This window comes from Pandoraea terrae (assembly GCF_902459695.1).
In the GTDB taxonomy this organism is placed as follows: Bacteria; Pseudomonadota; Gammaproteobacteria; order Burkholderiales; family Burkholderiaceae; genus Pandoraea; species Pandoraea terrae.
In genome coordinates, this window is record NZ_CABPRZ010000017.1 from 111,423 (window position 1) to 131,702 (window position 20,280).

A 20,280-nucleotide genomic window follows, 5' to 3' on the forward strand; every position below is an offset into this window, starting at 1 on the left:
TCTTGCCGCATCGGGAGAAACCCGAAGTGTTTTTGAAAGCGCTTGCCAACCCCGAAAGCGTCCATTAGGCTTGAAGCCGAAATATTTGATACTTAAACAATTTCATGCCCGGCCGGCTGCCCGATGCGATGACGCGGTCAAACGGCCCTGGCACCGACCAGCGACAGGAGACCATGATGACCGGAACGAAAACCATGCGGCATAAAGCGACGGCGGCACTGGGGGCCATGGCGTTTGCCGCGGCAGCGCTATTTGCGGGCAACGCGCAGGCGCAGGTGAAAATCGGCTTCATCGGCACGTTGTCCGGTCCCGGCGGCGCGTTGGGTCAGGATCAGTACGACGCGTTCATGCTGGCGGTCGAGCAGAAGGGCGGCAAGCTTGGCGGTGTGCCCGTCCAGATCATCAAGGAAGACGACCAGCTCAAACCCGACGTCGGCGTGCAGGCTGCGCAGAAGCTTGTCGAGCGCGACAAGGTCTCGCTGATCACCGGCGTCACCTTCTCGAACGTCATGATGGCGATCCACAAACCGGTGACATCCGCGGGCGTGGTCATGGTCGGCTCGAATGCAGGCCCGACGCCGATCGCCGGCGCGCAATGCTCGCCGAACTTCTTCTCGACCTCGTGGGACAACGACGAACTTCACGAAGCCGGCGGCCAGCTCTCGACCGATCTCGGCTATAAGAAAATGTACGTGATGGCGCCGAACTATCAGGCCGGCCGCGATGCCGTGAACGGCTTCAAGCGCGACTACCGGGGCCAGATCGTCGACGAGGTCTACACGCAGGTCAACCAGCCCGACTATTCCGCCGAAATCGCACAACTGCAAGCCGCCAAGCCGGATGCCGTCTATGTCTTCTACCCGGGCGGCATGGGCGTGAACTTCGTCAAGCAATACCGTCAAGCCGGCCTGCTCGGCAAGATTCCACTGATTTCCGTGTCGACGATCGACGGCTCGACGCTGCCGGCGCTCAAGGAGCTTGCTGTCGGTGCGATCACTTCCGCGCCCTACTCCCCCGACCTGGACAACGCCGAGAACAAGCAGTTCGTCACGGCCTTCCAGAAGAAGTACAACCGCCTGCCCTCGATGTACGCGGCGCAGTCGTATGACGCGGCAAACTTGATCGACTCGGCGCTGACCAAGACGAAAGGCAATGTGACGGACAAGGAAGCCCTGAGGGCGGCGCTCAAGCGCGCCGACTTCAAGTCGGTGCGCGGTGCGTTCAAGTTCGGCAGCAATCAGTTCCCGATCGCGCAGTTCTATCGTGTGGACGTGGTCAAGGATACCGCCGGCGCGGCCTTCGCAACCAAGGGCATGATCGTCATCAAGCAACGCAACGATCTCGCCGCACAGTGCAAGATGAAATCGTGATCCAGGGCGTGACGCGAGGCCCCATGAAGCTTTACCGCAATTTCGATCAGGCCGAGCTCGATGTGCAGTACAACGCACGTGCGACCACGCCCGACGTTGCGCAGATCCTGGCAAGCTATGCCGAGACCAGCGCCGCCGCGCGTGCCGCCGTGCCCTGCATCCTCGACGTGCCCTACGGCGAGCACCCCGACGAGGGGCTCGACATTTTTCCTGCATCACAGCCGGATTCGCCCGTATTCGTGTTCATCCACGGCGGCTATTGGCGCGCGCTGAACAAGCGCGACAGCTGCAACATGGCCCCCGCGTTCACGCAGGCCGGCGCTACCGTCGTGTCCGTCAACTATTCGCTGGCCCCGGGCGCCACGCTCGATCGGATCGTCGACCAGAACCGCCGCGCGCTGGCGTGGGTGTACCGGAACATCGCGCAACACAACGGCGATCCGCGCCGCATCCATGTCTGCGGCAGTTCCGCCGGCGGGCATCTCGTCGGCATGCTCCTGTCAACGGGGTGGCATGCCGCATACCATGTGCCGGAAGACGTTGTCGCCGGCGCGGCGCCGCTCTCGGGCCTGTTCGACCTCACGCCGATTCCGCACACGCACATCAACGCCTGGATGCATCTCAGCGCCGACGACGCGCGGCGCAACAGTCCGGCAGCGCACATGCCGTCGCGCGGGTGCCCGATCGTGGTGTCGTACGGCGAAACGGAAACGTCCGAGTTCAAGCGCCAGACGGACGACTATCTGGCCGCCTGGCGCGCGCTCGGTTTTCCGGGCGAGTACGTCGCCATGCCGGGCACCAACCATTTCGACATCGTGCTGACGCTGGCTGATCCGGCCAGTCCGCTGACCCGGGCAATTTTCCGGCAGATGGGTCTTGGCGAGATGCCGGCGGCGGCATCGCCACAGGAGGCCGTATGAGCCCCACGCTATTCATCATGCAGTGCCTGAACGGCCTGCAACTGGGGGTACTGCTGTTCCTGATGGCGGCGGGCCTCACGCTTGTGTTCGGCATCATGAATTTCGTGAATCTCGCCCACGGTTCGCTCTACATGGTGGGTGCGTTCATCGCCGCCACGATCTACAACCATACCGGGTCGTTCGCGCTTGCAGCGTTGGCGATCATCCCGGCCATGCTGCTGCTCGGGTTGATCGTCGAGTTCGTCGCGCTCAAGACACTGTATGACCGCGACCACCTCGACCAGGTGCTCGCCACCTTCGGCCTGATCCTGTTCTTCAACGAACTGGCCCGCATGATCTGGGGCCCGTCGCCGTATTACATGGAAGTGCCGGAGTGGCTCTCGGGCACCGTCGACCTGGCCGGGATCCAGTATCCGGCGTACCGCTTCCTCATCATCGTGGTGGGCATGGCGGTGGCCGTCGGCTGCTACCTGCTGATTCACAAGACGCGCATCGGCATGCTGATCCGCGCCGGGTCCACGCACCGCGCCATGGTCGGTGCGCTAGGCGTGAACATCGTGCTGCTGAACTCGCTGCTGTTCGGCCTCGGCGCGGTTCTCGCCGGGATCGCCGGGCTGATGGCCGGGCCGATCCTGTCGGTACAACCGGGCATGGGTGAGCCGATCCTGATCCTGACCATGGTCGTGATCGTTATCGGCGGCATCGGATCGGTACGCGGCGCGTTTCTCGCGGCCCTGATCGTCGGCGTGGTCGACACCGTCGGACGCACGCTGCTGCCGACGCTGCTGCGCGGCATGCTCGACCGCAGCACCGCCGACACGGCCGGCCCGGCGCTGGCGTCGATGCTGATCTATCTGGTCATGGCGGCCGTGCTGGCGATTCGCCCGCAAGGCCTGTTTCCGGTCAAACACGGGTGATGACGGACATGAAGCTTTCCCTGCGTACCGCCGTGCCCGCCCTGTTGCTCGCGGCATTGGCACTCGTTCCGGTCTACGCCCTGCTGGCGCAGCAACCGTTCTACCTCACGCTGTTCGGCCGCATTGTCATCTTCGCCATTGCGGCCGTCTCGCTCGATCTGCTTATCGGCTATGGCGGCATGGTCAGCTTCGGCCATGCGCTGTTCCTCGGTCTGGGCGCCTACGTCGTGGGCATCATGGGCTATCACGGCATCGACAACGGCTTCGCCCATCTGGGTGTGACGTTGGCGCTTTGCGCGGTCGTCGGCGCCATCACCGGCCTGATTTCGCTGCGCACGTCGGGCATCGCGTTCATCATGATCACGCTGGCTTTTGCGCAGATGTTCTACTTCCTCGCCGTGAGCCTGAAGCAATACGGCGGCGACGACGGCCTGTCCATCGCCTCGGGCAGCCGTTTCGGCAGCGTGACGCTCGACAACCCCAACGTGCTGTACTACGCGGCCTTCCTGGTGCTCTGCCTGTGCCTGTGGGCCGGCAGCCGGCTGGTCAAGGCCCGCTTCGGCATGGTCGTGCGCGGCAGCCGCCAGAATGACCGCCGCATGCGCGCGCTCGGTTTTGCGACGCTGCGCTACAAGCTCGTCGCCTACATCATCAGCGCAATGGTCTGCGGCGTGGCCGGCATGTTGTACGCCAACCTGACGCACTTCACGTCACCGGCGTACATGGCATGGACGGCCTCGGGCGACCTGATCGTCATGGTCGTGCTGGGCGGCTTCGGCTCGCTGGTCGGACCGGTGATCGGTAGCACAGCCATGTTGCTGATCGAGGAGCTCCTGAAGGGCTACACGGAACATTGGATGATCATTTTCGGACCGCTGATCGTGATGGCCGTGCTGCTGTCGCGCCGTGGCCTGTACGGACTGCTCGGCGATCTGGAGGTCCGGCTCGCGCGCCGCGCGCACCCGGTGGAGGGCAAGGCATGAACTTGTTGCGCGTGAACCAGCTGGTCAAACGGTACGGCGGCCTGCTCGCCACCGATCATTTCTGCCTCGACGTGGCGCCCGGCGAGCTGCACGCCATCATCGGCCCGAACGGCGCCGGCAAAAGCACGCTGATCGGGCAGCTCGCCGGCGAGCTGAAGCCCGACGAAGGCACGATTCATTTCGATGGCCGGGACATTACGTCCGTGCCGATCGAACCACGCGCGCGTGCCGGATTGGCGCGTTCGTACCAGATCACGTCCGTCTTTCGGGAGTTCACGGCGCTGGAGAACGTGGTGCTCGCGGTCCAGGCGCTGCAGGGCCACAGTTTCGGCTTCTGGCGTGCGACGGCGAGCGATGCGTCGCTGATCGAACCGGCCCGCGAAGTGCTTGCGCGCGTCGGTCTCGCCGGCCGCATGCACGTACCGGCGGCGGTGATGGCGCATGGCGAACACCGGCAGCTGGAACTGGCAATGGCGCTCGCGGGCAAGCCGAAGCTGCTGTTGCTCGACGAGCCGATGGCCGGCATGAGCCAGGCCGAGTCGGAACAGATGACGCATCTGCTGGCCGAGTTGAAAGGCCAGTACGCGATGGTGCTCGTCGAACACGATATGGACGCCGTGTTTGCACTGGCCGACCGCATCACGGTGCTGGTCTACGGCCGCGCGATTGCGTGCGGCACTGCCGATGCGATCCGCGCCAATGCCGACGTGCGCGACGCCTATCTGGGCGACGAGACCCGCAACGAAATGACCGGAGCCATGGCATGAACCCCCTGCTGTCCCTGTCCGGCGTGGAGTCGTTCTACGGAGCGAGCCAGGCGCTGTTCGGCATGACGCTCGACATCGAGCGTGGCGCGTTCGTCACGCTGCTCGGCCGCAATGGCATGGGCAAGTCGACGACCGTCAAATCGATCACCGGGTTGATGCGCCCTGCCCGGGGCGAGATCCTGTTCGAAGGCCAGCCGGTGCACGCGCTGCCATCGCACCGCATCGCCCGCGCCGGGCTTGGCCTCGTGCCCGAAGGCCGGCAGGTGTTTCCCACGCTGACCGTGCGGGAGAACCTCGTCGCGACGGCCGGCAACCGGCACGGGGCGAGCGATCCCTGGACGCTGCAGCGCATTTATGCGCTGTTCCCGCGCCTGCAGGAACGTGAAAAGCATCTCGCGAGCCATTTGTCGGGCGGCGAGCAGCAAATGCTCGCGGTCGGCCGTGCGCTGATGACGAATCCGAAGCTCCTGATTCTCGATGAAGCGACGGAGGGCCTGGCGCCACTGATTCGCGGCGAGATCTGGAATTGCCTGAAGCAGCTCAAGGCAAGCGGGCTGTCCATCCTGTGCATCGACAAAAACCTCGCGCCGATGCTGGCGCTTGGCGATCGTCATTACGTCGTCGACAAGGGGCGCGTGGCGTGGCAAGGCGATTCGGCGGCGTTGCGCCGGGACATGGGGTCGCTGCAGGCATACCTCGGCGTTTGAGCGGACGCCGCCAGCCTGGCGGCAATCCATACTTCTCGCCCGAAAACAAAAGCCGTGTGCACCGGGGCGTGGTCGAATTCGCCCATTCGCTCGCCCTTGCCACCCCGCATGGATCCTGCATTCCGCAAGCCGCCGGCGGCGCCCGGCCCCTTCCCTATCCCTGCCCCGGCGCCGGCGCCGGCGCCGAACGCGCGCGGCGGCGCTGGCGCTGTCACGCTGCGCACCGTCACCCTCAGGCCTGATCCGATGCCCGAGATGGCCGCCGGCGACCTGATCGCCTTGCGCAAACGCCTCGGCATGTCGCGCGTGGTTTTCGCACACTTTCTGCGCACGAATCCGCGTACGCTCGAAAACTGGGAGCAAGGCCGCGCGCAGCCGAATACACAGGCCGTCCTGCTGCTGCGAATGGTCGAGCTTTACCCTGACACCATCACGCGTCTGGGGACGCTGTAGCGAGCGCCTCGCTCGCTTCGCGCAAACATTCGATGAACAATGCGCACGCCGGACTCGGCTGCTTGTCGGCGCGCACCGAGTAGCCGACATCGCCGAAACTCCCCGGCGGCGTATCCATCAACACGCACAGCAGTCCGGCCTCCACGAACGGCATGGCTGCGGCACGCGGCATCAGCGACACGCGCGGCGTGCGCACCATTACACCGATATTGGTCAGGATCGACAGCGATTCGACGACGTCGTCCGGCAGCGGTAATCCCGCCTCGTGAAACAGGCGCTCTGCGGCCAGCCGCGATGGCGACTCCGGCACGGGCAGTATCCAGGGGCCGCCGCGCAAATCGTCCAGCCGCAGCGCCTGTGCCCGGCCGTTCCAATGCCGCGTGCCGCCCACTACGCACAGCGATTCGTTGAACAGCACCTGATGCGACAGCGGGAAGGCATTGGCCAACGGCAAAGCCTGCTCCGGCAGCCGGCCGACAACGATGTCGAGATCGCCGCTGGCCAGCGCCGGGAAGAGCTGCGCCGTGGTCGCCTCGCGCACGGTCACACGCACGCCGGGCGCACGCGCCTTGAGGGCGGCAATCGTGCGCGGCAACAGTTCGGCGGACGCCACGATCAACGTGCCGACGATCAGGTGCCCGCTGGTGCCGTCGTGAAACGCGTTGACCTCGTCCGTCAGGTAGCGCAGTTCCGCCATCAGCGACTTGACGCGTGCGCCCAGCAGCAGGCCCAGCTCGGTGGGCCGCACGCCGCGGTTGCTGCGCGCGAACAACGGGCCGTCGAAGCAGGCCTCGAGTTCGTGAATGATCTTGCTGACGGCCGGCTGCGTGAGACCGGTTTCGTTGGCCGCGCGCACGAGCGAACCCGTTTCCAGCACGCGATCGAAAACCAGCAGTTGATGAAACTTGAGCTTGCGGCCGAGTGACAACTGTGTCCAGTTGGGCGTACGCATCGGCCGCTCAGGCGGGCTCGTTGACAAGGAACGCGGCGACGTATTCCTCGATCATCGCCACGTCCGGCAGGGTCGCCGGATTGACGTGATGATTGACGAGGCAGCCGTCGAATGTCAGCACCAGCATATCGACAAGACGCGCACGTCGCACCGCATCGCGCGCGAGCGTCGGGCCGCATGCCGCGAGCATGCCCGACAGGCGCTGGCGAAACCAGTTCAGCAGTGCGGGGTCGTACGGATCGCCGGGCCCGACCGTCGCCAAGGCCTGGATGAGATTGTGCGAAAAGCCGTTGTCAAGCGCGGGCGTGTCGACGAGCAGCCCGTTAAGCAGCGCGCGCAACCGTCCGCGCGCACCGTCGGCCGCCAGCACCTCGGCCTCGACCGTGCCGATGCGGTCCTTGAACCAGCGCTCGTAGACGCTGAAGAACACCTGGAGTTTGGCCGCGAAATAGCTGTAGATATTGGCGTGGGAAATGCCGGCGCGCTTGGCGATCTGCACCATCGTGGTGTCGACGTAGCCCTTTTCCTTGAACAGCGCTTGCGAGGCCTCAAGGATGGCGAGGCGAATGTCTTCTTTTTTAACTTGAGGCATGTGTGGCCGGCGCGAGCCGCGCAACGAGACTTCGAATGGCGTAGCCGACGATCAAGCATGTGCCGGCGGCCACAGTATGCCAGCGCCTGCGCGGCTTGCGGCGATTTTTACACCCGAAACGCCCCCCGGATTTTCCCGATGAGGGCGACCCCCGATAAGCGCGGACGCACGTTGCCGACCCCGCTGGGTCCTCTGCCACGCCCCCCGATTTTTCGCGCATTCATCGCGCATTCTTCACGCGCTGGCCGCCATGCATTGCCGCGCCGGATCGTCCGCGCCTGGCACCGCGGCAGTGCACAGAAGGAGGCAAGGCACGATACAAAATCTTACAAGTTGGGCTGATCCATCTGGAAAACGAGGCGTCCAATTTTTGTGACGACTTTCGACGGGCCCTTCGCCCACCGCATGGCGGATTTCGAAGTCCACTGATGGAGGAATGCTTCATGAATACGATGAAACGAACCCTTCCTCGGGTAACCGGCAAATGGTTGGCCGCCGCTGCATTGACGGTGACGCTCGCTGGCGGATTGTCAGCATGCGCGCCGATGACACCACGTGCGACGCGTAATACGGCCATCGGTGCCGGCGTTGGCGCGGTCGGCGGCGCCTTGATCTCCGGCGGCGACGTCGGCACGACGGTCGGTGGCGCCGTGATCGGCGGTGTCATCGGGAATGTGATCACGGACGACCGCCACCCGTCGCACCGACGCGGTGGTAATTAGGCGATGTCCCCGCAATATCCGGACAGCCTGCACAGCGGCACGCCAAAGCGTGCCGCTTGCCCGCATCAGATCGTGTGCTTGAAGAACTGGGCGATGATGGCAGCGCCCAGGAAGGTGCCGGCGTTCGCGAGGAACGACACCACGACGATGCGCCAGCCGAGACGGCGGAAAGCGGGCACATCCTTGGCAACCGACAGGCCGGCATAGGTCAGCATCGGCGTGACGAGCGCGAGGAAGTTGATCTTGCCCGTGAGACTTTCGACAAGCGGCGCCACCGGGCTGATCGGCGAGGTCAGGCCCATCGCCACCAGCGAGACCCAGCACACCGCCGGCACCTTGCGGGCCGTCGCAAAATACACCACCTCCCCGACGACCACCGCGCCGATGATCACCAGCATGCCCGGGACGCCATCGAGCAACGGCGTCTTGAACGCCATGGTGTTGCCCACCAGCGCCAGCGCGCCCGAGAACACCCAGGCAAACAGGCGCTGCCCGACGTGCAGATCGTGTGATGCGTGTGCCTGGCTCGCCTGCTCCAGATTCCTGGCGGCTTCAGCATCGGCAATCGCGGCAGCTTCCGCGTTGGCGCGGCCGCGCTTCGACATGCGGCCCAGCACCGGCTCCATGACGCGGTATCCCCATACCGCCAGCGGCAGCGAAATGAAGAGCGTGAAGTAGGTACCGATCGTGGTCGTGATCAGGTTCGAGGCCGCCGCGAACGTCGCCACATCCTTCGCGACCTCCGGCGTTTGCTGCGCGGCAATCGCGCCGGCAGCGGCTGCCATCATGCTGCCCGACCCAACCCCCGCGCCCATCGCCAACGCCAGCGGATCAAACAGTTTCAAGCTCGCCACGAAACCGGCAAACAGCGCAATGAACACCGCGCCGAAAATCGTGCCCGTCAGATATTCGGCCAGTACGCCCCGGCCTTCCGGCGATTCGAAACCATATTTCTCGCCGATGATCGCAAGACTCGGCTCACGGCCCACCGAGAAGGTGGCGCCCACCGCCTCACGCTTGATGCCGAGCATCAGCGCAAGCGGCAGGCCGAGCAGGATCGTGCCCACAAAGTGGCCGAACTCCTGGAACACGAGCGCCCAGCCCGCCGCGGCAAGCTTTGGCAGCGAACCGCCGACCAGCAGACCGAGCTTGGCGACAAACAGCAGCAAGGCCGGTTGCAGAATCGCCGCGGCCTTGTGCTGCATCGACAGATCGATCTGCGCGAATCGCGGCAAACGCGTCTCGGACAGGCCCAAGGCCGCGCCGAGCAGCAACGCCCACACCATCGGCAGCAGTACGATCTTGCCCGGCCCCGCCTTGATGCTGATCGCGCCGATCAACTCGGCCACGACCAGAATGACGATCGCCCATACGTATAGACGCATGCCGTCGCCGAACGCGCCCTTCTGCGGCTGAGCCGCCTTGCCTTGTATCACTGCCATCTGGGTCTCCATGACGGTTGAATCAAGTGTTGTGCGGATTATTCTGCACCAGGAACGCCCCCCGAACCTGGTAAATCAGCAAGGCGCGCATTATACGTGGGGTAAATACCCACCTTTCCCACCGTATGAGAGCGCCCCCATACGCGCCGGAAGGCGCCGTTTACACGTAACCGAATGGCGTGGCCGGGTTGGCGGCCGTCTCGACCCAGACGCTCTTCGTCTGCGTGTATTCGTACAGGGCCTCGACACCGCTCGATCGGCCGTAGCCGCTGTGGTTGTAGCCGCCGAACGGCGATGCAACGTTGATCGTCTTGTAGCCGTTGATCCAGAACGTGCCGGCGTTGACTTGCGCGGCCACACGATGCGCACGCGCGACATCCTGCGTCCACACGGCGCCAGCCAGGCCGAACTCGCTATCGTTCGCGATGGCAAGCGCCTCCTCCTCCGTATCGAACGGAATCGCCGCCACCACCGGACCGAAAATTTCAGTACGGGCCACACCCATCTCGTTGGTCACGTCGGCGAGCACCGTGGGCCGCACGAAAAATCCGGCCTCGCTGCGCGTCTGCGAACCGGCCGCCAGGCGCGCGCCGCCGCTCACTCCCGCGTCGATCATGTTCATGACGTGCTGGTACTGAGTGCGATTGCAGATCGGGCCGACTTCCGTGGCGTCGTCGAGCGGATCGCCGACGCGGATCTTTTCCGCGCCGCGCGCCAGCATGTCGATCATGTCGTCATAGACACTGCGATGCACGAGCAGGCGCGACCCGGCCACGCAGCTCTGACCCGCGCTCGAGAAAATTGCGGCTTGCGCGCCAAGGCAGGCACGCTTGAGGTCGGCGTCGCCGAACACGATGTTGGCGGATTTGCCGCCCAGTTCAAGCACACTCGGCAGCAGGCGTTGTGCCGCCGCGCCGGCGATCTTGCTGCCGGTGGCCGGCGAGCCGACGAACACGACCTTCTTGATGACCGGGTGCGAAAGCGCCGCCTGGCCTGTCGTATGACCGAAGCCCGCGAGCACATTGATCAGGCCCTTCGGCAAGCCCGCGTCCTCGGCGAGCCTGGCAACGACGAGGGAGCTGGCCGGCGTCAGTTCCGACGGCTTGAGCAGCACGCCGTTGCCCATCGAAATCGCCGGCGCGAGCTGCCAGCCACAGGTGAACACGGGCGCGTTCCACGGCGTGATCTGCAGCACCACGCCCATCGCTTCGCGGCGCGTGTAGTTCAGGTGCGAACTCGGCACCGGAATGACGTCACCGAAGAACTTGTCCGTCCAGCCCGCGTAATACTCGAACATTTCCGCGACCTTGCCGACCTCGCCGCGGCAGTCGCGGATCGGCTTGCCCGCACCGATCGATTCGAGACGCGCCAGCGCTTCAGCGTTCTCGCGAATCCTGGCGCCGATGGCGTGCATGACGCGGCCGCGCGCGGCGTGCGTCATCCCCCACCACGACTTCTGCGCCGCATGTGCAGCGGCTGCAGCCCGCGCCACGATATCGGCGCCCGCGTCGCGGTAGCTCAGCACGGTCTGACCCGTGGCCGGGTTTACCAGATCGATGGACGCCTCGCCCGTGCCGGCGACGAGTTCACCGCCGACGTACGAGCCGATCGTGGTGGCGTCGGGAAAGAAATGGGCGAAGGCGTTCAGGAACGCGGTGCCATTGGCTTGTGACATGTTTCGTTTCTCCTGCGGCAAATGCAAAATTCCGATAGGGCCTGTTCACGCTAAGCCTTGCGGCCCTCGATGAACTGGACGATACGGTTGAAGTCTTCGTCGTCGGCGACCGACTCGGCCGAGGCGGCCCATAGGCGTCCGGCTTGCGCTGAAAACGGTGCGGTCGCCAGCGTGCCGGTGGCCTCGGCCAGGTTCATGGCCAGCCGCACGTCCTTGCGCATCAGTTTCATCGTGAATCCGGAATCGAAGGCGTCGTTGAGAATCCACGTCGGATAGTTGGTCTGCGTCACGCCGCTGCGGCCGGAACCGGCATTGACGCCTTCAAGCACGCGGGCCGGCGACACCCCCGCCGCCTCGGCAAGACGCATGGCTTCTCCCGCGATCAACAGGTGCGAAGCGCACATCAGATTGTTGATGAGCTTCGTGACATGCCCCGCGCCTACGTCGCCGATATGCACGCGCTTGGCCGACATCGCCGCCAGCACGGGTTCGGCGCGCGCGACGTCCTCGGCGCTGCCGCCCAGCACCATCGTGAGCGCACCGTTCAATGCCCCCTTCGGGCCGCCCGATACTGGGGCGTCGATCAGGGCGATGCCCGCTTCGTCCAGTTGCGCTGCAAGCTTGCGCGTGCTGGCCGGGTCGGCCGTCGACGTATCGATGACAAGCAATCCGCGCCGGCCGTTCGCCGCAATGCCATCCGCCCCGTTCACGACCGCCTCGACCACCTGCGAGGTCGGCAGCGACAGCACAAGCGCGTCAACCTCCTTCGCCAGGGCCGCGACCGACGTGCGAATGCCGATTCCCGCCTCGGCGAGTGTTCGGGCGGCGGCCGGCGAAGGATCGTAGCCGAGCACCGTGAAGCCGCCGCGCTGCAACGACAGCGCCATGCCGCGCCCCATATTGCCCAGACCGACCACGCCGATGATTTTCATGATGACTCCCGTTGACTTCGAATCCAAAAATATCGTCCGTCAGAGACCGCACGCCGCCTGGGTTCGCGCGTGCCCCAAGGGCCGATCCGTACGCAATGGAGTGTGAAAGGAAAAAATTCTGCGCTCAATGACAACGGTTCATGATATTTGTTCTAATAATTAGTCTTTATCAGGCGCTCCCGCGCTGCAGACCGTTTTTTCCTTCCCGATGCCATCCTGTGCCACCCATGTCGCCCGAAATCCACGAAAGCCGCCTGCGTTATCTGTTTGAAGCCGTGCAATGCGGCACGATCCGGGCAGCGGCAGACCGGCTCGACATCGCACCGTCGGCAGTCAGCCGCCAGATTGCCCTGCTCGAAGCGGAATTGGCGCTGCCGCTTATTGAGCGCCATAAGCGGGGCGTGTACCTGACACAAGCCGGCCGGTTGCTCATCGAGTACTACCGCGAGCAACGCGCGCACCAACAGGACTTGCTGGCCAAGCTCCAGGAAGTCAGGGGGTTGCGCCGCGGCCACATTCGGCTCGCGTTGGGCGAGGGTTTCGTCAGCGACCTGATGGGCGCGCCGCTGCAGTCCTTCTGCCAGCGCTATCCCGACATCGCGCTGACGCTCGACCTCGCCGGCACCAACGAAGTCGTGCGGCAGGTGGCGGAGGACGACGCCGACATTGGGCTCGTCTACCATCCTCCCGCGGAGCCGAAGATCGTCTCCCGCGCGCAGGTCCAGCAACCGCTTCATGTGATCGTCGCCCCAGGCTCCCCGCTTCTGACGCGCCCGGCGCCGCTCACGTTCGCTGCCCTCGAAGGTGTGCCCCTGGCACTCATGCACGGCGCATACGGCACGCGTCAATTGATGGAAATGGCGGAGTTTTCCGAGAAGCTGAGGCTCGCACCGACGGTTACGACCAATTCGATCTCGGTACTCAAGCACTTTGTGCGGGCCGGGCTGGGCGCGACGTTCCTGCCCGCCTTCGCCATCTCGCAGGAAATCGAAGCGAAGCAATTGTTCGCCATCCCAATCGATCATCCGCTGCTCGCGAGCGCGGAAGCGCACTTGATCACGCGGGTCGGGCGCCGCTTGTCCGGGGCAGCAAACCGCCTGCTGACCCATCTCGCCAATCGCATGGAAGCCTTCGGCGCACGGTCCTGAGCCAACAATGGCGCGGGTCTGGGAGTATGGTTGCTCTTACGCAACAAACCGCCGCCCTAGCAGTTGCCCGATGTTACCGCTGGTCGATTTCAGGTATAAAGAAGCCATCCGGGCGCGGCTGACTGGCGGCGCACCGCCGAGTTTTTTGGCCAACGAACGTTTTCAGACGCCATGAAGAAAAAGATCGTTGCGGCAACATTGTTGTGCGGTGTGGGTGCGCTTGCGAACGCGCAAACGAGCATGCAGTTGTATGGGCGGCTCGACGGCGGCCTCGAATACATGAACAACCTGTCGACGCCCGACGGCGGTACCGCCTCCCGGTGGCGCGCGCAGGGCGGCGATTACGGCACAAGCCTGTTCGGCCTGCGCGGCTATGAAGACCTGGGGCGCGGACTGCATGCGGTGTTCAACCTCGAAGCCGGCTTTCAGCTAATGAACGGCACGAACAACAACGGCAACGGCTCACTGTTCAATCGCCGCGCACTGGTCGGCTTCGCCTCGAACCAGTGGGGCACATTCACGATGGGCCGCAATCTGTTCATCAGCAATGGCGTGTGGGATTTCGATCCGTTCCAGCAACAGGGGTTTTCGTCGGCATCGCTGGTGCGCGGACGCAATTGGCCGCAGGCGAGCAATACGCTCAACTACCAGAGCCCGAATATCTACGGTTTGGATTTTGCAGGCCAGTATGCCCTGTCGAACGTCGCCGGCCAGTTCAACAACGGCCGGGCTGCCGGCGCACAGGTCACATACACGCACGAACGGTTCCAGTTGCGCGCCATGTACGACGAGATCCGCGACGCCAATGGCCGCTTCAGCGACATCTTCTCCTCGTCGCGGGAATACTTCGCCGGCGCGAACATCTTCCTCAACCGCTTCACGTTCCAGCTGGCCTATACGCACATGTCTGCGCCTGACGCACCGGTGCCGGAATTGGCGACGAAGGCCGATCATTATTGGGTCGGGTTGAAGTATCAGGCCACGCCGGTGTGGGCACTGTCGAGCGCCGTCTATCACGTGAATGTGCCGGGTGGCTTTGGAAACGCCACCATGTTCGAAATCGGCACCACCTATGCGCTGTCCAAGCGCACTTTCTTCTACGGCACCGTGGCCTACACGAGGAACAGCAGCAACGCCAATTTCTCGGTGGCCGTGAACGCCGGCGACTCGCTCGACAATCCGCCGCCGGGACGCAACCAGACCGGCGCGTATATCGGCATTTCGCATTCGTTCTGACCGATGCGCCGCAAGGCGCACTTCGCACTATCCGGCACTATCCGGCACGACCCTGCGCGACGCGGCGCCTCACGAGGCCCGCGCCGTCATCAGACCTCGCATGAGGTTGCCGAGCGCCGCGATGCCGGCGTCGATGCGATCGACGCGGATGGAAGAAAAACCGAGCCGGAAGTGATTATGCAGCGGCAACTGGTCAGCGCCGTTCATGAAGAAAATGTCCCCCGGCTCGATCAGGATGCCGTGCGCCTCGGCCTGCTGCGCCAACCGCCCTGCGTCGAGGCCTTCCGGCCCCCGCACCCAGCACGACGCGCCGCCGGTGACCGGCACGAACGACACCTCCGGCATATGCCGCACCAGCGCATCGGCCAATGCTTCGGCACGCTGCGAATACGCATGGGCCAACCGCCGCAACAATGCGTCGTGATGGCCCAGCGACAGGAACAGCGCGAAGGACCGCTGGATGAAAGCCGACGGATGACGCACCATCAACCGCCGCAACGCTCGCAACTCGGCCACCAGTTCCGCCGGTGCGACGACATACCCGAGACGCAGCCCCGGCGCGAACGATTTCGACAGGCTGCCGATATAAATGACGCGATTGCTGCGATCAAGGCTCTTGAGCGCCGGATTGGGTGTCCCCGAATAATTGTTCTCGCTTTCGTAGTCATCCTCGATCAACACAAAATCGTCGCGTTCGGCTCGGCGCAGGAGGGCTTCACGCCGATCCAGAGGCATCGTGGTCGTGGTCGGACACTGGTGGCTGGGCGTGACATAGACGTAATCGCACTGTGACAGCCGCGCATCGAGCGGCAAGCCGCCGCCATCGACCGGCAACCCGATCAGGCGCGGCGTGCGCATCGCGAAAATATTGCGCGCATCCGGATACCCGGGGTCCTCGATACCGACCGTCGTACGTGACGACATCAGAAGATCGGCCAGCAGATAGAGCGCCTGCTGCGCGCCGTTGGTCAACACGATCTCGTCGGTGCCGGCCCATACCCCGCGACGCGGCAGCACGCGCGTACGAATCTGCTGAATCAGCGTGTCGTCATCCCTGGCGATCAGATCCGGTGCCCAGTCCCGAATTTCCATGACGGACAACGCTTTCAGACAACACTCACGCCAGTCTGCGGTCGGAAACAGCGCGGGGTCGAATTGTCCGTAGATGAACGGAAACTCATACTTCTGCCAATCGGACGGCTTGACGATGTTGCGCTGCCGCGAGGGCCGCACGACATAGCGCTTCTGCCAATCGGGCGCGGCCGCAGCAGGGGCCGTATCGACGCGCGCGACAGCGCGTGCAACGCGCCCTGCCAACATATCGGCGTTGACGAAATACCCGCGCCGCTCGCGCGCGATCAGATAGCCCTCGTCGACGAGCTGCTGATAGGCGAGCACGACCGTGTTGCGCGCGACGCCGAGCTGATCGGCAAGCTCGCGTGAGGAAGGGATCGGCACGCCCTGTTGCAACTGCTCGTCCAGAATGGCCGATACCAGCATCTGCCGGATCTGTCCCTGCAAACTCATCCCGCCCTGCGCGGACAGCTGAAACAGCTGCTTCCACAACGCGGCGGATACCCGGCTCGACATACGGCGATTCTCCTTGCTTCGATCTGCCGATTATGACCCATCGCGCGGGCACTCAAATGGATTCTGCGGGTTTATCCCCAGTTAACCCGCAGTGTGCCGCCAAGCCCCGCCGGGCGGGCGGCCTGGCGGGGCGCTTCGGGTTTTTCGGCGCTTGGCCTCATCAATTGCGGCGATCTGGCTCTAACGATCAAAAACGCCAGCGGCAATTATGAGTATCACAGGCCCCCCGTGTTGTCGCCTAAGCTGTACAAACCGCGAGGATTTCATGCCAAACCGCGCCACCGTTCGCACCACCGCCCGCACCGCGCTCCGTTCCGACAGCGCGCATGCTACGCAAGTGGTCGATACCCCGGTGTCCCACTCGCCGGGACCCGGAGGAAAGCCGCTGGCGCGCCGCGCCGCCCGCGTCCCGGTGCATGCGCTGGGCACTGCGCTGGATGACGGCCGGGGTCGCGAGTGGCTCGATGGCGCGTCCGGGCGGCTGTGCTCGCCTGCGGGGCAAAGCCACCCCGCGATTGCGGCGGCCGTCGCGCAGCAGTTGGGCCAGATGGCCGTACTGCCTGCCGGTCTTGAACCGCACAGCGAAGCGCACGCCCACCGGCTCGCATCACGCCTGGCCGCGCTTGCCGCCGATGCGCTGTGCGCCGGCGCCGCACTCGACCCGGATGAGCCTCCGTGCAGTATCGGCGTGCGACTGTGCGCCCAGCCGGACGATGCCTGGCGCATGGCGATCGGCGCAGCCTTGGCATGGCACGACGAATCGGGCCGGCACGGCAACACCGGCCGGAACATCGTGTTGACCGACGGTTTGCCCGATGCTGCACTGCGATTCGCGCTGCATGGGGTAGCCCACCGCGCCGACCGCCTGCTCGGTTTTGCCCGAGTGCCGCAACCCCGCCTTGTCGAGGACAAGTTCGTCAAGGGCCAGCCGGCGGACGGCGCCCGTCTGGCTGAGGCGTTCCGCCAAACAGTGTCATTGCTGGGCGCCGATCGGATCGCCGCCGTCGTAATCGAACCGCTCGGCACGCGCCACGGCGTGTTCGTGCCGCCGCACGGATATCTCGAAGCGGTCCGCGAGGTATGCGCAGAGACGGGAATTGTCCTGATTTTCGACGAACGCCACTGCGCCTTCGGGCGCTCCGGCGCCGCATTCGCCGCCCAGCGCTTCGGCGTTGCGCCCGACTTGCTCGTGCTCGGCGATGTTTTGACCAACGGCGCCCTGCCGATGGGCGCGGTGCTCGCCGCTGACGGCTTTGCCGAGGCACTGAATCGCCTGGGGGCAGACACCCTGCTGGAGAGCACGCCGACGTCATCGGGCCCGTTATCCGCGCCTTCGTCTGCCGCCTTGCCGGCGGCTTCGTCGGCGCCCACGCCTGCGGCCGTCGCCGCCGCGCATGCCCTGCTCGACCTTTGCGAGCGTGAAGCCCTGTTTGCGCGTGCCGCCGAGCATGCCCCGCGATTCCTGCATGATGTTTTCGCGTTGGCGGACTTGCCGGTCGTGAGCGACATCCGCGGTTACGGCTTGCTCGCCGGACTGGCCATCGACGGCATGCATGCGGGTGCGCGGGCGCCCATCACCGCTGCGGCATTGCAACGGCGCCTGTTTGACGCCGGCCTGATCGTACAGACTGCCGGCGACATGTTGCTGCTCGCCCCCGCGCTCACGGCGAGCCGCGCAGCGCTCGATGAGATGGGCGCGCGTTTGCGCGCCGTGTTGAGCGCGTGCGACCGGGATTGAGAGGGTTGTCGCCGGACACGCGAACGCCCGGGTCCGGCCTTGTTGAAGCATCGATTTTTTTGTCACCCCCCCATGCATTTCCACACTTAATAGAGGTGATTTTATGAACCACATGCATCGCTGGATCCGCAAGACCGCCGCGCTATTTGCCATGCCGGCGCTCGCGTTCGGCTTGGCCGCCGCGCCTGCCGCCCACGCGCAGGAGAAAGAAATCACGATCGCGTACCAGCAGATCGTGGACCCATGGCTGGTCTCCATCTCCAATGGCACCTTCGAGAAGGCCACCGGCTACAAGATCAAATGGCGGCAGTTCGAATCGGGCGCGAAAGTGGCCACAGCGGTGGCGTCGGGCGACGTCGTGATCGGGGTGCTCGGTTCCAGCCCGATGGCGGCCGCCGTCTCGCAAGGGCTTGACCTGCAGCTGTTCTGGATTCTCGACGACATCAACCAGGCCGAAGCGATGGTCGTGCGTAACGGCGCGAACATCAACAGCCCGGCGGACCTGAAGGGCAAGAAGATCGGTGTGCCGTTCGTGTCGACGACCCACTACCACACGATGTACGCGCTCCAGCAATGGGGCATCAAGCCGACCGACGTGCAGGTCCTCAACATGCAGCCGAACCAGATCGTGGCGGCGTGGGAGCGCGGCGACATCGATGCGGCCTATGTCTGGGACCCGGCGCTGGCCCACATCAAACAGAACGGCAAGGTGCTGATCACCTCGGGCGAGTTGTCGAAGAAAGGCAAGCCGACCTTCGACGGCATCGCGGTCGAGCGCAAGTGGGGTGAAGCGCACGCCGATTTCATGGCGAAGTTCGTCAAGGTGATTGCCGATGCGGACGCTGCCTATCGTCAGAATCCGAAGGCCTGGACACCCGACTCCGCTCAGGTCAAGGCGATCGTCAAGATGATCGGCGGCAAGCCGGAAGATATTCCTGCAGCGCTGGCGCTCTATGCCTACCCGAGCGCCCAGCAGCAAGCCTCGGCCGAATGGCTTGGCGGCGGCAAGGACAGCCGCGCAGCCAAGGCGCTCAAGGACACCGCCGAGTTCCTCAAGAGTCAACAGAAGATCGATGCGGTCAAGCCCGACTACTCGGCCTTTGTCACGTCGCGCTATGTCGACGCCGCACTGAAATTGAAGTGATGCTCCGCCCGGCGGCGTAGCCGCGCCGCCGGGCGTCAAGCCGTATTGCGAATGACCGCAAGGAAACAATCGATCATGGAAAATCTCTCCGTCAACGACGTCAGCGTCATCTACCCGGGCCGACGCCCGGGTGAACAGGTCAAGGCGCTGGCCAACATCAATCTGACGATCGAGTCGGGCGACTTCGTCGTGGCGCTCGGTGCATCGGGCTGCGGCAAGACCACGCTGCTGAGTCTGATGGCCGGCTTCATCTCACCGTCGTCCGGCGAACTCCGCCTGGGTGAGGACCGTATTGAAGGTCCCGGCGCCGATCGCGGCGTCGTGTTCCAGAAGCACGCCCTGCTGCCGTGGCTCAACGTCATCGACAACACGGAATTCGGTCTGAAGCTGCAAGGCGTTGCCAAGGAGAAACGGCGCGAGATCGCCACGCGTAATCTGGCGCTCGTGGGCCTGCAGGACTTCCATCAGCACATGATCTACCAGCTCTCCGGCGGCATGCAGCAGCGTGTGGGTATCGCGCGCGCGCTCACGTGCAACCCGGCGATGCTGCTCATGGACGAACCGATGGCCGCACTCGACGCGCTCACGCGCGAGACGATTCAGGAATTGCTGCTCGACGTCTGGCGCGAGACCAACAAGATGATCTTCTTCATCACGCACAGCGTGGAAGAAGCGCTGTTCCTCGCGAGTCATCTGATCGTGATGTCGCCGCGCCCGGGACGCATCACGCATACGTACACACTCGACTTCAACAAGCGCTTCCTGGAATGCCGCGACGCGCGCGCCATCAAGTCGAGTCCCGATTTCATCGCGATGCGCGAGACGATCCTCAGCATCATTTACGGCGACGAACGTGCCGGCGCGGCCCAGCAAGCCGTGGCAGCCTAAGGTTCATACAGGAGACACATCATGATGACGAAACCCGTACCGGCTGGCCATCCGCGACAGAAAGTCCCAGGCACGCCGCCGCCGGGCGGCGCGCGGCCGCCCAC

19 protein-coding genes are annotated in these 20,280 nt (G+C 64.6%); 13 read left to right on the forward strand and 6 right to left on the reverse strand.

Going from position 1 to position 20,280, the window contains the following annotated elements; all coding sequences use genetic code 11:
- Window positions 1–176: 176 nt before the first annotated feature.
- The 7 genes from PTE30175_RS18870 to PTE30175_RS28775 all read left to right on the forward strand — a co-directional run bounded on the left by PTE30175_RS18870 (window position 177) and on the right by PTE30175_RS28775 (window position 6,117).
- Window positions 177–1,370 carry an ABC transporter substrate-binding protein gene (locus PTE30175_RS18870; RefSeq protein ID WP_150698631.1) on the forward strand — a complete coding sequence of 398 codons (1,194 nt, stop codon included), beginning with the start codon at window positions 177–179 and terminating at the stop codon, window positions 1,368–1,370.
- Window positions 1,371–1,393: 23 nt separating this feature from the next.
- Window positions 1,394–2,290 (forward strand): alpha/beta hydrolase, encoded by an 897-nt coding sequence (locus tag PTE30175_RS18875; protein WP_150698608.1) that lies wholly within the window; start codon window positions 1,394–1,396, stop codon window positions 2,288–2,290.
- Window positions 2,287–3,207: a branched-chain amino acid ABC transporter permease gene (locus PTE30175_RS18880; RefSeq protein WP_150698609.1), complete on the forward strand. Its 921-nt coding sequence runs from the start codon at window positions 2,287–2,289 to the stop codon at window positions 3,205–3,207. The genes PTE30175_RS18875 and PTE30175_RS18880 overlap by 4 nt, the downstream gene beginning before the upstream one ends.
- A gap of 8 nt (window positions 3,208–3,215) precedes the next feature.
- On the forward strand, window positions 3,216–4,190 hold the full coding sequence (locus PTE30175_RS18885; RefSeq protein WP_150698610.1) for a branched-chain amino acid ABC transporter permease: 975 nt from the start codon (window positions 3,216–3,218) through the stop codon (window positions 4,188–4,190).
- Window positions 4,187–4,957, forward strand: coding sequence for an ABC transporter ATP-binding protein (locus tag PTE30175_RS18890; RefSeq protein ID WP_150698611.1), 771 nt, complete (start codon window positions 4,187–4,189; stop codon window positions 4,955–4,957). The genes PTE30175_RS18885 and PTE30175_RS18890 overlap by 4 nt, the downstream gene beginning before the upstream one ends.
- On the forward strand, window positions 4,954–5,664 hold the full coding sequence (locus tag PTE30175_RS18895) for an ABC transporter ATP-binding protein (RefSeq protein WP_150698612.1): 711 nt from the start codon (window positions 4,954–4,956) through the stop codon (window positions 5,662–5,664). The genes PTE30175_RS18890 and PTE30175_RS18895 overlap by 4 nt, the downstream gene beginning before the upstream one ends.
- Window positions 5,665–5,772: 108 nt before the next feature.
- Window positions 5,773–6,117: a helix-turn-helix domain-containing protein gene (locus PTE30175_RS28775; RefSeq protein WP_224788857.1), complete on the forward strand. Its 345-nt coding sequence runs from the start codon at window positions 5,773–5,775 to the stop codon at window positions 6,115–6,117.
- On the opposite strand, the gene PTE30175_RS18905 is transcribed toward PTE30175_RS28775, so the two are convergent.
- On the reverse strand, window positions 6,095–7,069 hold the full coding sequence (locus tag PTE30175_RS18905) for a LysR family transcriptional regulator (protein WP_150698613.1): 975 nt from the start codon (window positions 7,067–7,069) through the stop codon (window positions 6,095–6,097). The genes PTE30175_RS28775 and PTE30175_RS18905 overlap by 23 nt on opposite strands.
- A gap of 7 nt (window positions 7,070–7,076) precedes the next feature.
- Window positions 7,077–7,661 (reverse strand): TetR/AcrR family transcriptional regulator, encoded by a 585-nt coding sequence (locus tag PTE30175_RS18910; RefSeq protein WP_150698614.1) that lies wholly within the window; start codon window positions 7,659–7,661, stop codon window positions 7,077–7,079.
- A 452-nt stretch (window positions 7,662–8,113) separates the two neighbouring features.
- Between PTE30175_RS18910 and PTE30175_RS18915 the strand changes: the two genes are divergently transcribed.
- Window positions 8,114–8,383, forward strand: a complete 270-nt coding sequence (locus PTE30175_RS18915) for a hypothetical protein (RefSeq protein ID WP_420819658.1) — start codon at window positions 8,114–8,116, stop codon at window positions 8,381–8,383.
- 65 nt (window positions 8,384–8,448) lie between these two features.
- On the opposite strand, the gene PTE30175_RS18920 is transcribed toward PTE30175_RS18915, so the two are convergent.
- From PTE30175_RS18920 to PTE30175_RS18930, 3 genes are all read right to left on the reverse strand, one after another.
- Entirely contained in the window at window positions 8,449–9,825 is a 1,377-nt protein-coding gene (locus PTE30175_RS18920) for a DUF3100 domain-containing protein (RefSeq protein WP_150698616.1), read from the reverse strand.
- Window positions 9,826–9,985: 160 nt separating this feature from the next.
- Window positions 9,986–11,500: an aldehyde dehydrogenase family protein gene (locus tag PTE30175_RS18925; RefSeq protein ID WP_150698617.1), complete on the reverse strand. Its 1,515-nt coding sequence runs from the start codon at window positions 11,498–11,500 to the stop codon at window positions 9,986–9,988.
- 50 nt (window positions 11,501–11,550) lie between these two features.
- Complete coding sequence (locus PTE30175_RS18930) at window positions 11,551–12,432, reverse strand: NAD(P)-dependent oxidoreductase (protein ID WP_150698618.1); 882 nt, start codon at window positions 12,430–12,432, stop codon at window positions 11,551–11,553.
- Between the two features lie 227 nt (window positions 12,433–12,659).
- Between PTE30175_RS18930 and PTE30175_RS18935 the strand changes: the two genes are divergently transcribed.
- Together PTE30175_RS18935 and PTE30175_RS18940 are read left to right on the forward strand one after the other, a co-directional pair.
- Window positions 12,660–13,580: a LysR substrate-binding domain-containing protein gene (locus tag PTE30175_RS18935; RefSeq protein WP_150698619.1), complete on the forward strand. Its 921-nt coding sequence runs from the start codon at window positions 12,660–12,662 to the stop codon at window positions 13,578–13,580.
- Between the two features lie 171 nt (window positions 13,581–13,751).
- Window positions 13,752–14,816 carry a porin gene (locus PTE30175_RS18940; protein ID WP_150698620.1) on the forward strand — a complete coding sequence of 355 codons (1,065 nt, stop codon included), beginning with the start codon at window positions 13,752–13,754 and terminating at the stop codon, window positions 14,814–14,816.
- A gap of 69 nt (window positions 14,817–14,885) precedes the next feature.
- Here PTE30175_RS18940 and pdxR read toward each other — a convergent pair whose 3' ends face one another.
- The gene (gene pdxR, locus PTE30175_RS18945; protein WP_150698621.1) at window positions 14,886–16,406 is read right to left on the reverse strand and encodes a MocR-like pyridoxine biosynthesis transcription factor PdxR; all 1,521 of its coding nucleotides are present in this window, start codon (window positions 16,404–16,406) and stop codon (window positions 14,886–14,888) included.
- Between the two features lie 265 nt (window positions 16,407–16,671).
- On the opposite strand from pdxR, the gene PTE30175_RS18950 reads away from it, so the two are divergent.
- The 3 genes from PTE30175_RS18950 (at window position 16,672) to PTE30175_RS18960 (ending at window position 20,176) form a co-directional block, all read left to right on the forward strand.
- On the forward strand, window positions 16,672–18,144 hold the full coding sequence (locus tag PTE30175_RS18950; protein WP_191629140.1) for an aminotransferase class III-fold pyridoxal phosphate-dependent enzyme: 1,473 nt from the start codon (window positions 16,672–16,674) through the stop codon (window positions 18,142–18,144).
- 112 nt (window positions 18,145–18,256) lie between these two features.
- The gene (tauA, locus tag PTE30175_RS18955) at window positions 18,257–19,288 is read left to right on the forward strand and encodes a taurine ABC transporter substrate-binding protein (protein WP_191629141.1); all 1,032 of its coding nucleotides are present in this window, start codon (window positions 18,257–18,259) and stop codon (window positions 19,286–19,288) included.
- Window positions 19,289–19,363: 75 nt separating this feature from the next.
- Window positions 19,364–20,176, forward strand: a complete 813-nt coding sequence (locus PTE30175_RS18960) for a taurine ABC transporter ATP-binding protein (protein WP_150698623.1) — start codon at window positions 19,364–19,366, stop codon at window positions 20,174–20,176.
- Window positions 20,177–20,280: the final 104 nt, after the last annotated feature.

Coding starts and splice junctions, on each gene's coding strand:
- PTE30175_RS28775 (WP_224788857.1), top strand. CDS start 5,773: ATGGATCCTGCATTCCGCAAGCCGCCGGCGGCGCCCGGCCCCTTCCCT.
- PTE30175_RS18950 (WP_191629140.1), top strand. CDS start 16,672: ATGCCAAACCGCGCCACCGTTCGCACCACCGCCCGCACCGCGCTCCGT.
- PTE30175_RS18960 (WP_150698623.1), top strand. CDS start 19,364: ATGGAAAATCTCTCCGTCAACGACGTCAGCGTCATCTACCCGGGCCGA.
- tauA (WP_191629141.1), top strand. CDS start 18,257: ATGCATCGCTGGATCCGCAAGACCGCCGCGCTATTTGCCATGCCGGCG.
- PTE30175_RS18920 (WP_150698616.1), bottom strand. CDS start 9,825: ATGGCAGTGATACAAGGCAAGGCGGCTCAGCCGCAGAAGGGCGCGTTC.
- PTE30175_RS18930 (WP_150698618.1), bottom strand. CDS start 12,432: ATGAAAATCATCGGCGTGGTCGGTCTGGGCAATATGGGGCGCGGCATG.
- pdxR (WP_150698621.1), bottom strand. CDS start 16,406: ATGTCGAGCCGGGTATCCGCCGCGTTGTGGAAGCAGCTGTTTCAGCTG.
- PTE30175_RS18905 (WP_150698613.1), bottom strand. CDS start 7,069: ATGCGTACGCCCAACTGGACACAGTTGTCACTCGGCCGCAAGCTCAAG.
- PTE30175_RS18885 (WP_150698610.1), top strand. CDS start 3,216: ATGAAGCTTTCCCTGCGTACCGCCGTGCCCGCCCTGTTGCTCGCGGCA.
- PTE30175_RS18915 (WP_420819658.1), top strand. CDS start 8,114: ATGAAACGAACCCTTCCTCGGGTAACCGGCAAATGGTTGGCCGCCGCT.
- PTE30175_RS18880 (WP_150698609.1), top strand. CDS start 2,287: ATGAGCCCCACGCTATTCATCATGCAGTGCCTGAACGGCCTGCAACTG.
- PTE30175_RS18890 (WP_150698611.1), top strand. CDS start 4,187: ATGAACTTGTTGCGCGTGAACCAGCTGGTCAAACGGTACGGCGGCCTG.
- PTE30175_RS18935 (WP_150698619.1), top strand. CDS start 12,660: ATGTCGCCCGAAATCCACGAAAGCCGCCTGCGTTATCTGTTTGAAGCC.
- PTE30175_RS18875 (WP_150698608.1), top strand. CDS start 1,394: ATGAAGCTTTACCGCAATTTCGATCAGGCCGAGCTCGATGTGCAGTAC.
- PTE30175_RS18895 (WP_150698612.1), top strand. CDS start 4,954: ATGAACCCCCTGCTGTCCCTGTCCGGCGTGGAGTCGTTCTACGGAGCG.
- PTE30175_RS18870 (WP_150698631.1), top strand. CDS start 177: ATGACCGGAACGAAAACCATGCGGCATAAAGCGACGGCGGCACTGGGG.
- PTE30175_RS18940 (WP_150698620.1), top strand. CDS start 13,752: ATGAAGAAAAAGATCGTTGCGGCAACATTGTTGTGCGGTGTGGGTGCG.
- PTE30175_RS18910 (WP_150698614.1), bottom strand. CDS start 7,661: ATGCCTCAAGTTAAAAAAGAAGACATTCGCCTCGCCATCCTTGAGGCC.
- PTE30175_RS18925 (WP_150698617.1), bottom strand. CDS start 11,500: ATGTCACAAGCCAATGGCACCGCGTTCCTGAACGCCTTCGCCCATTTC.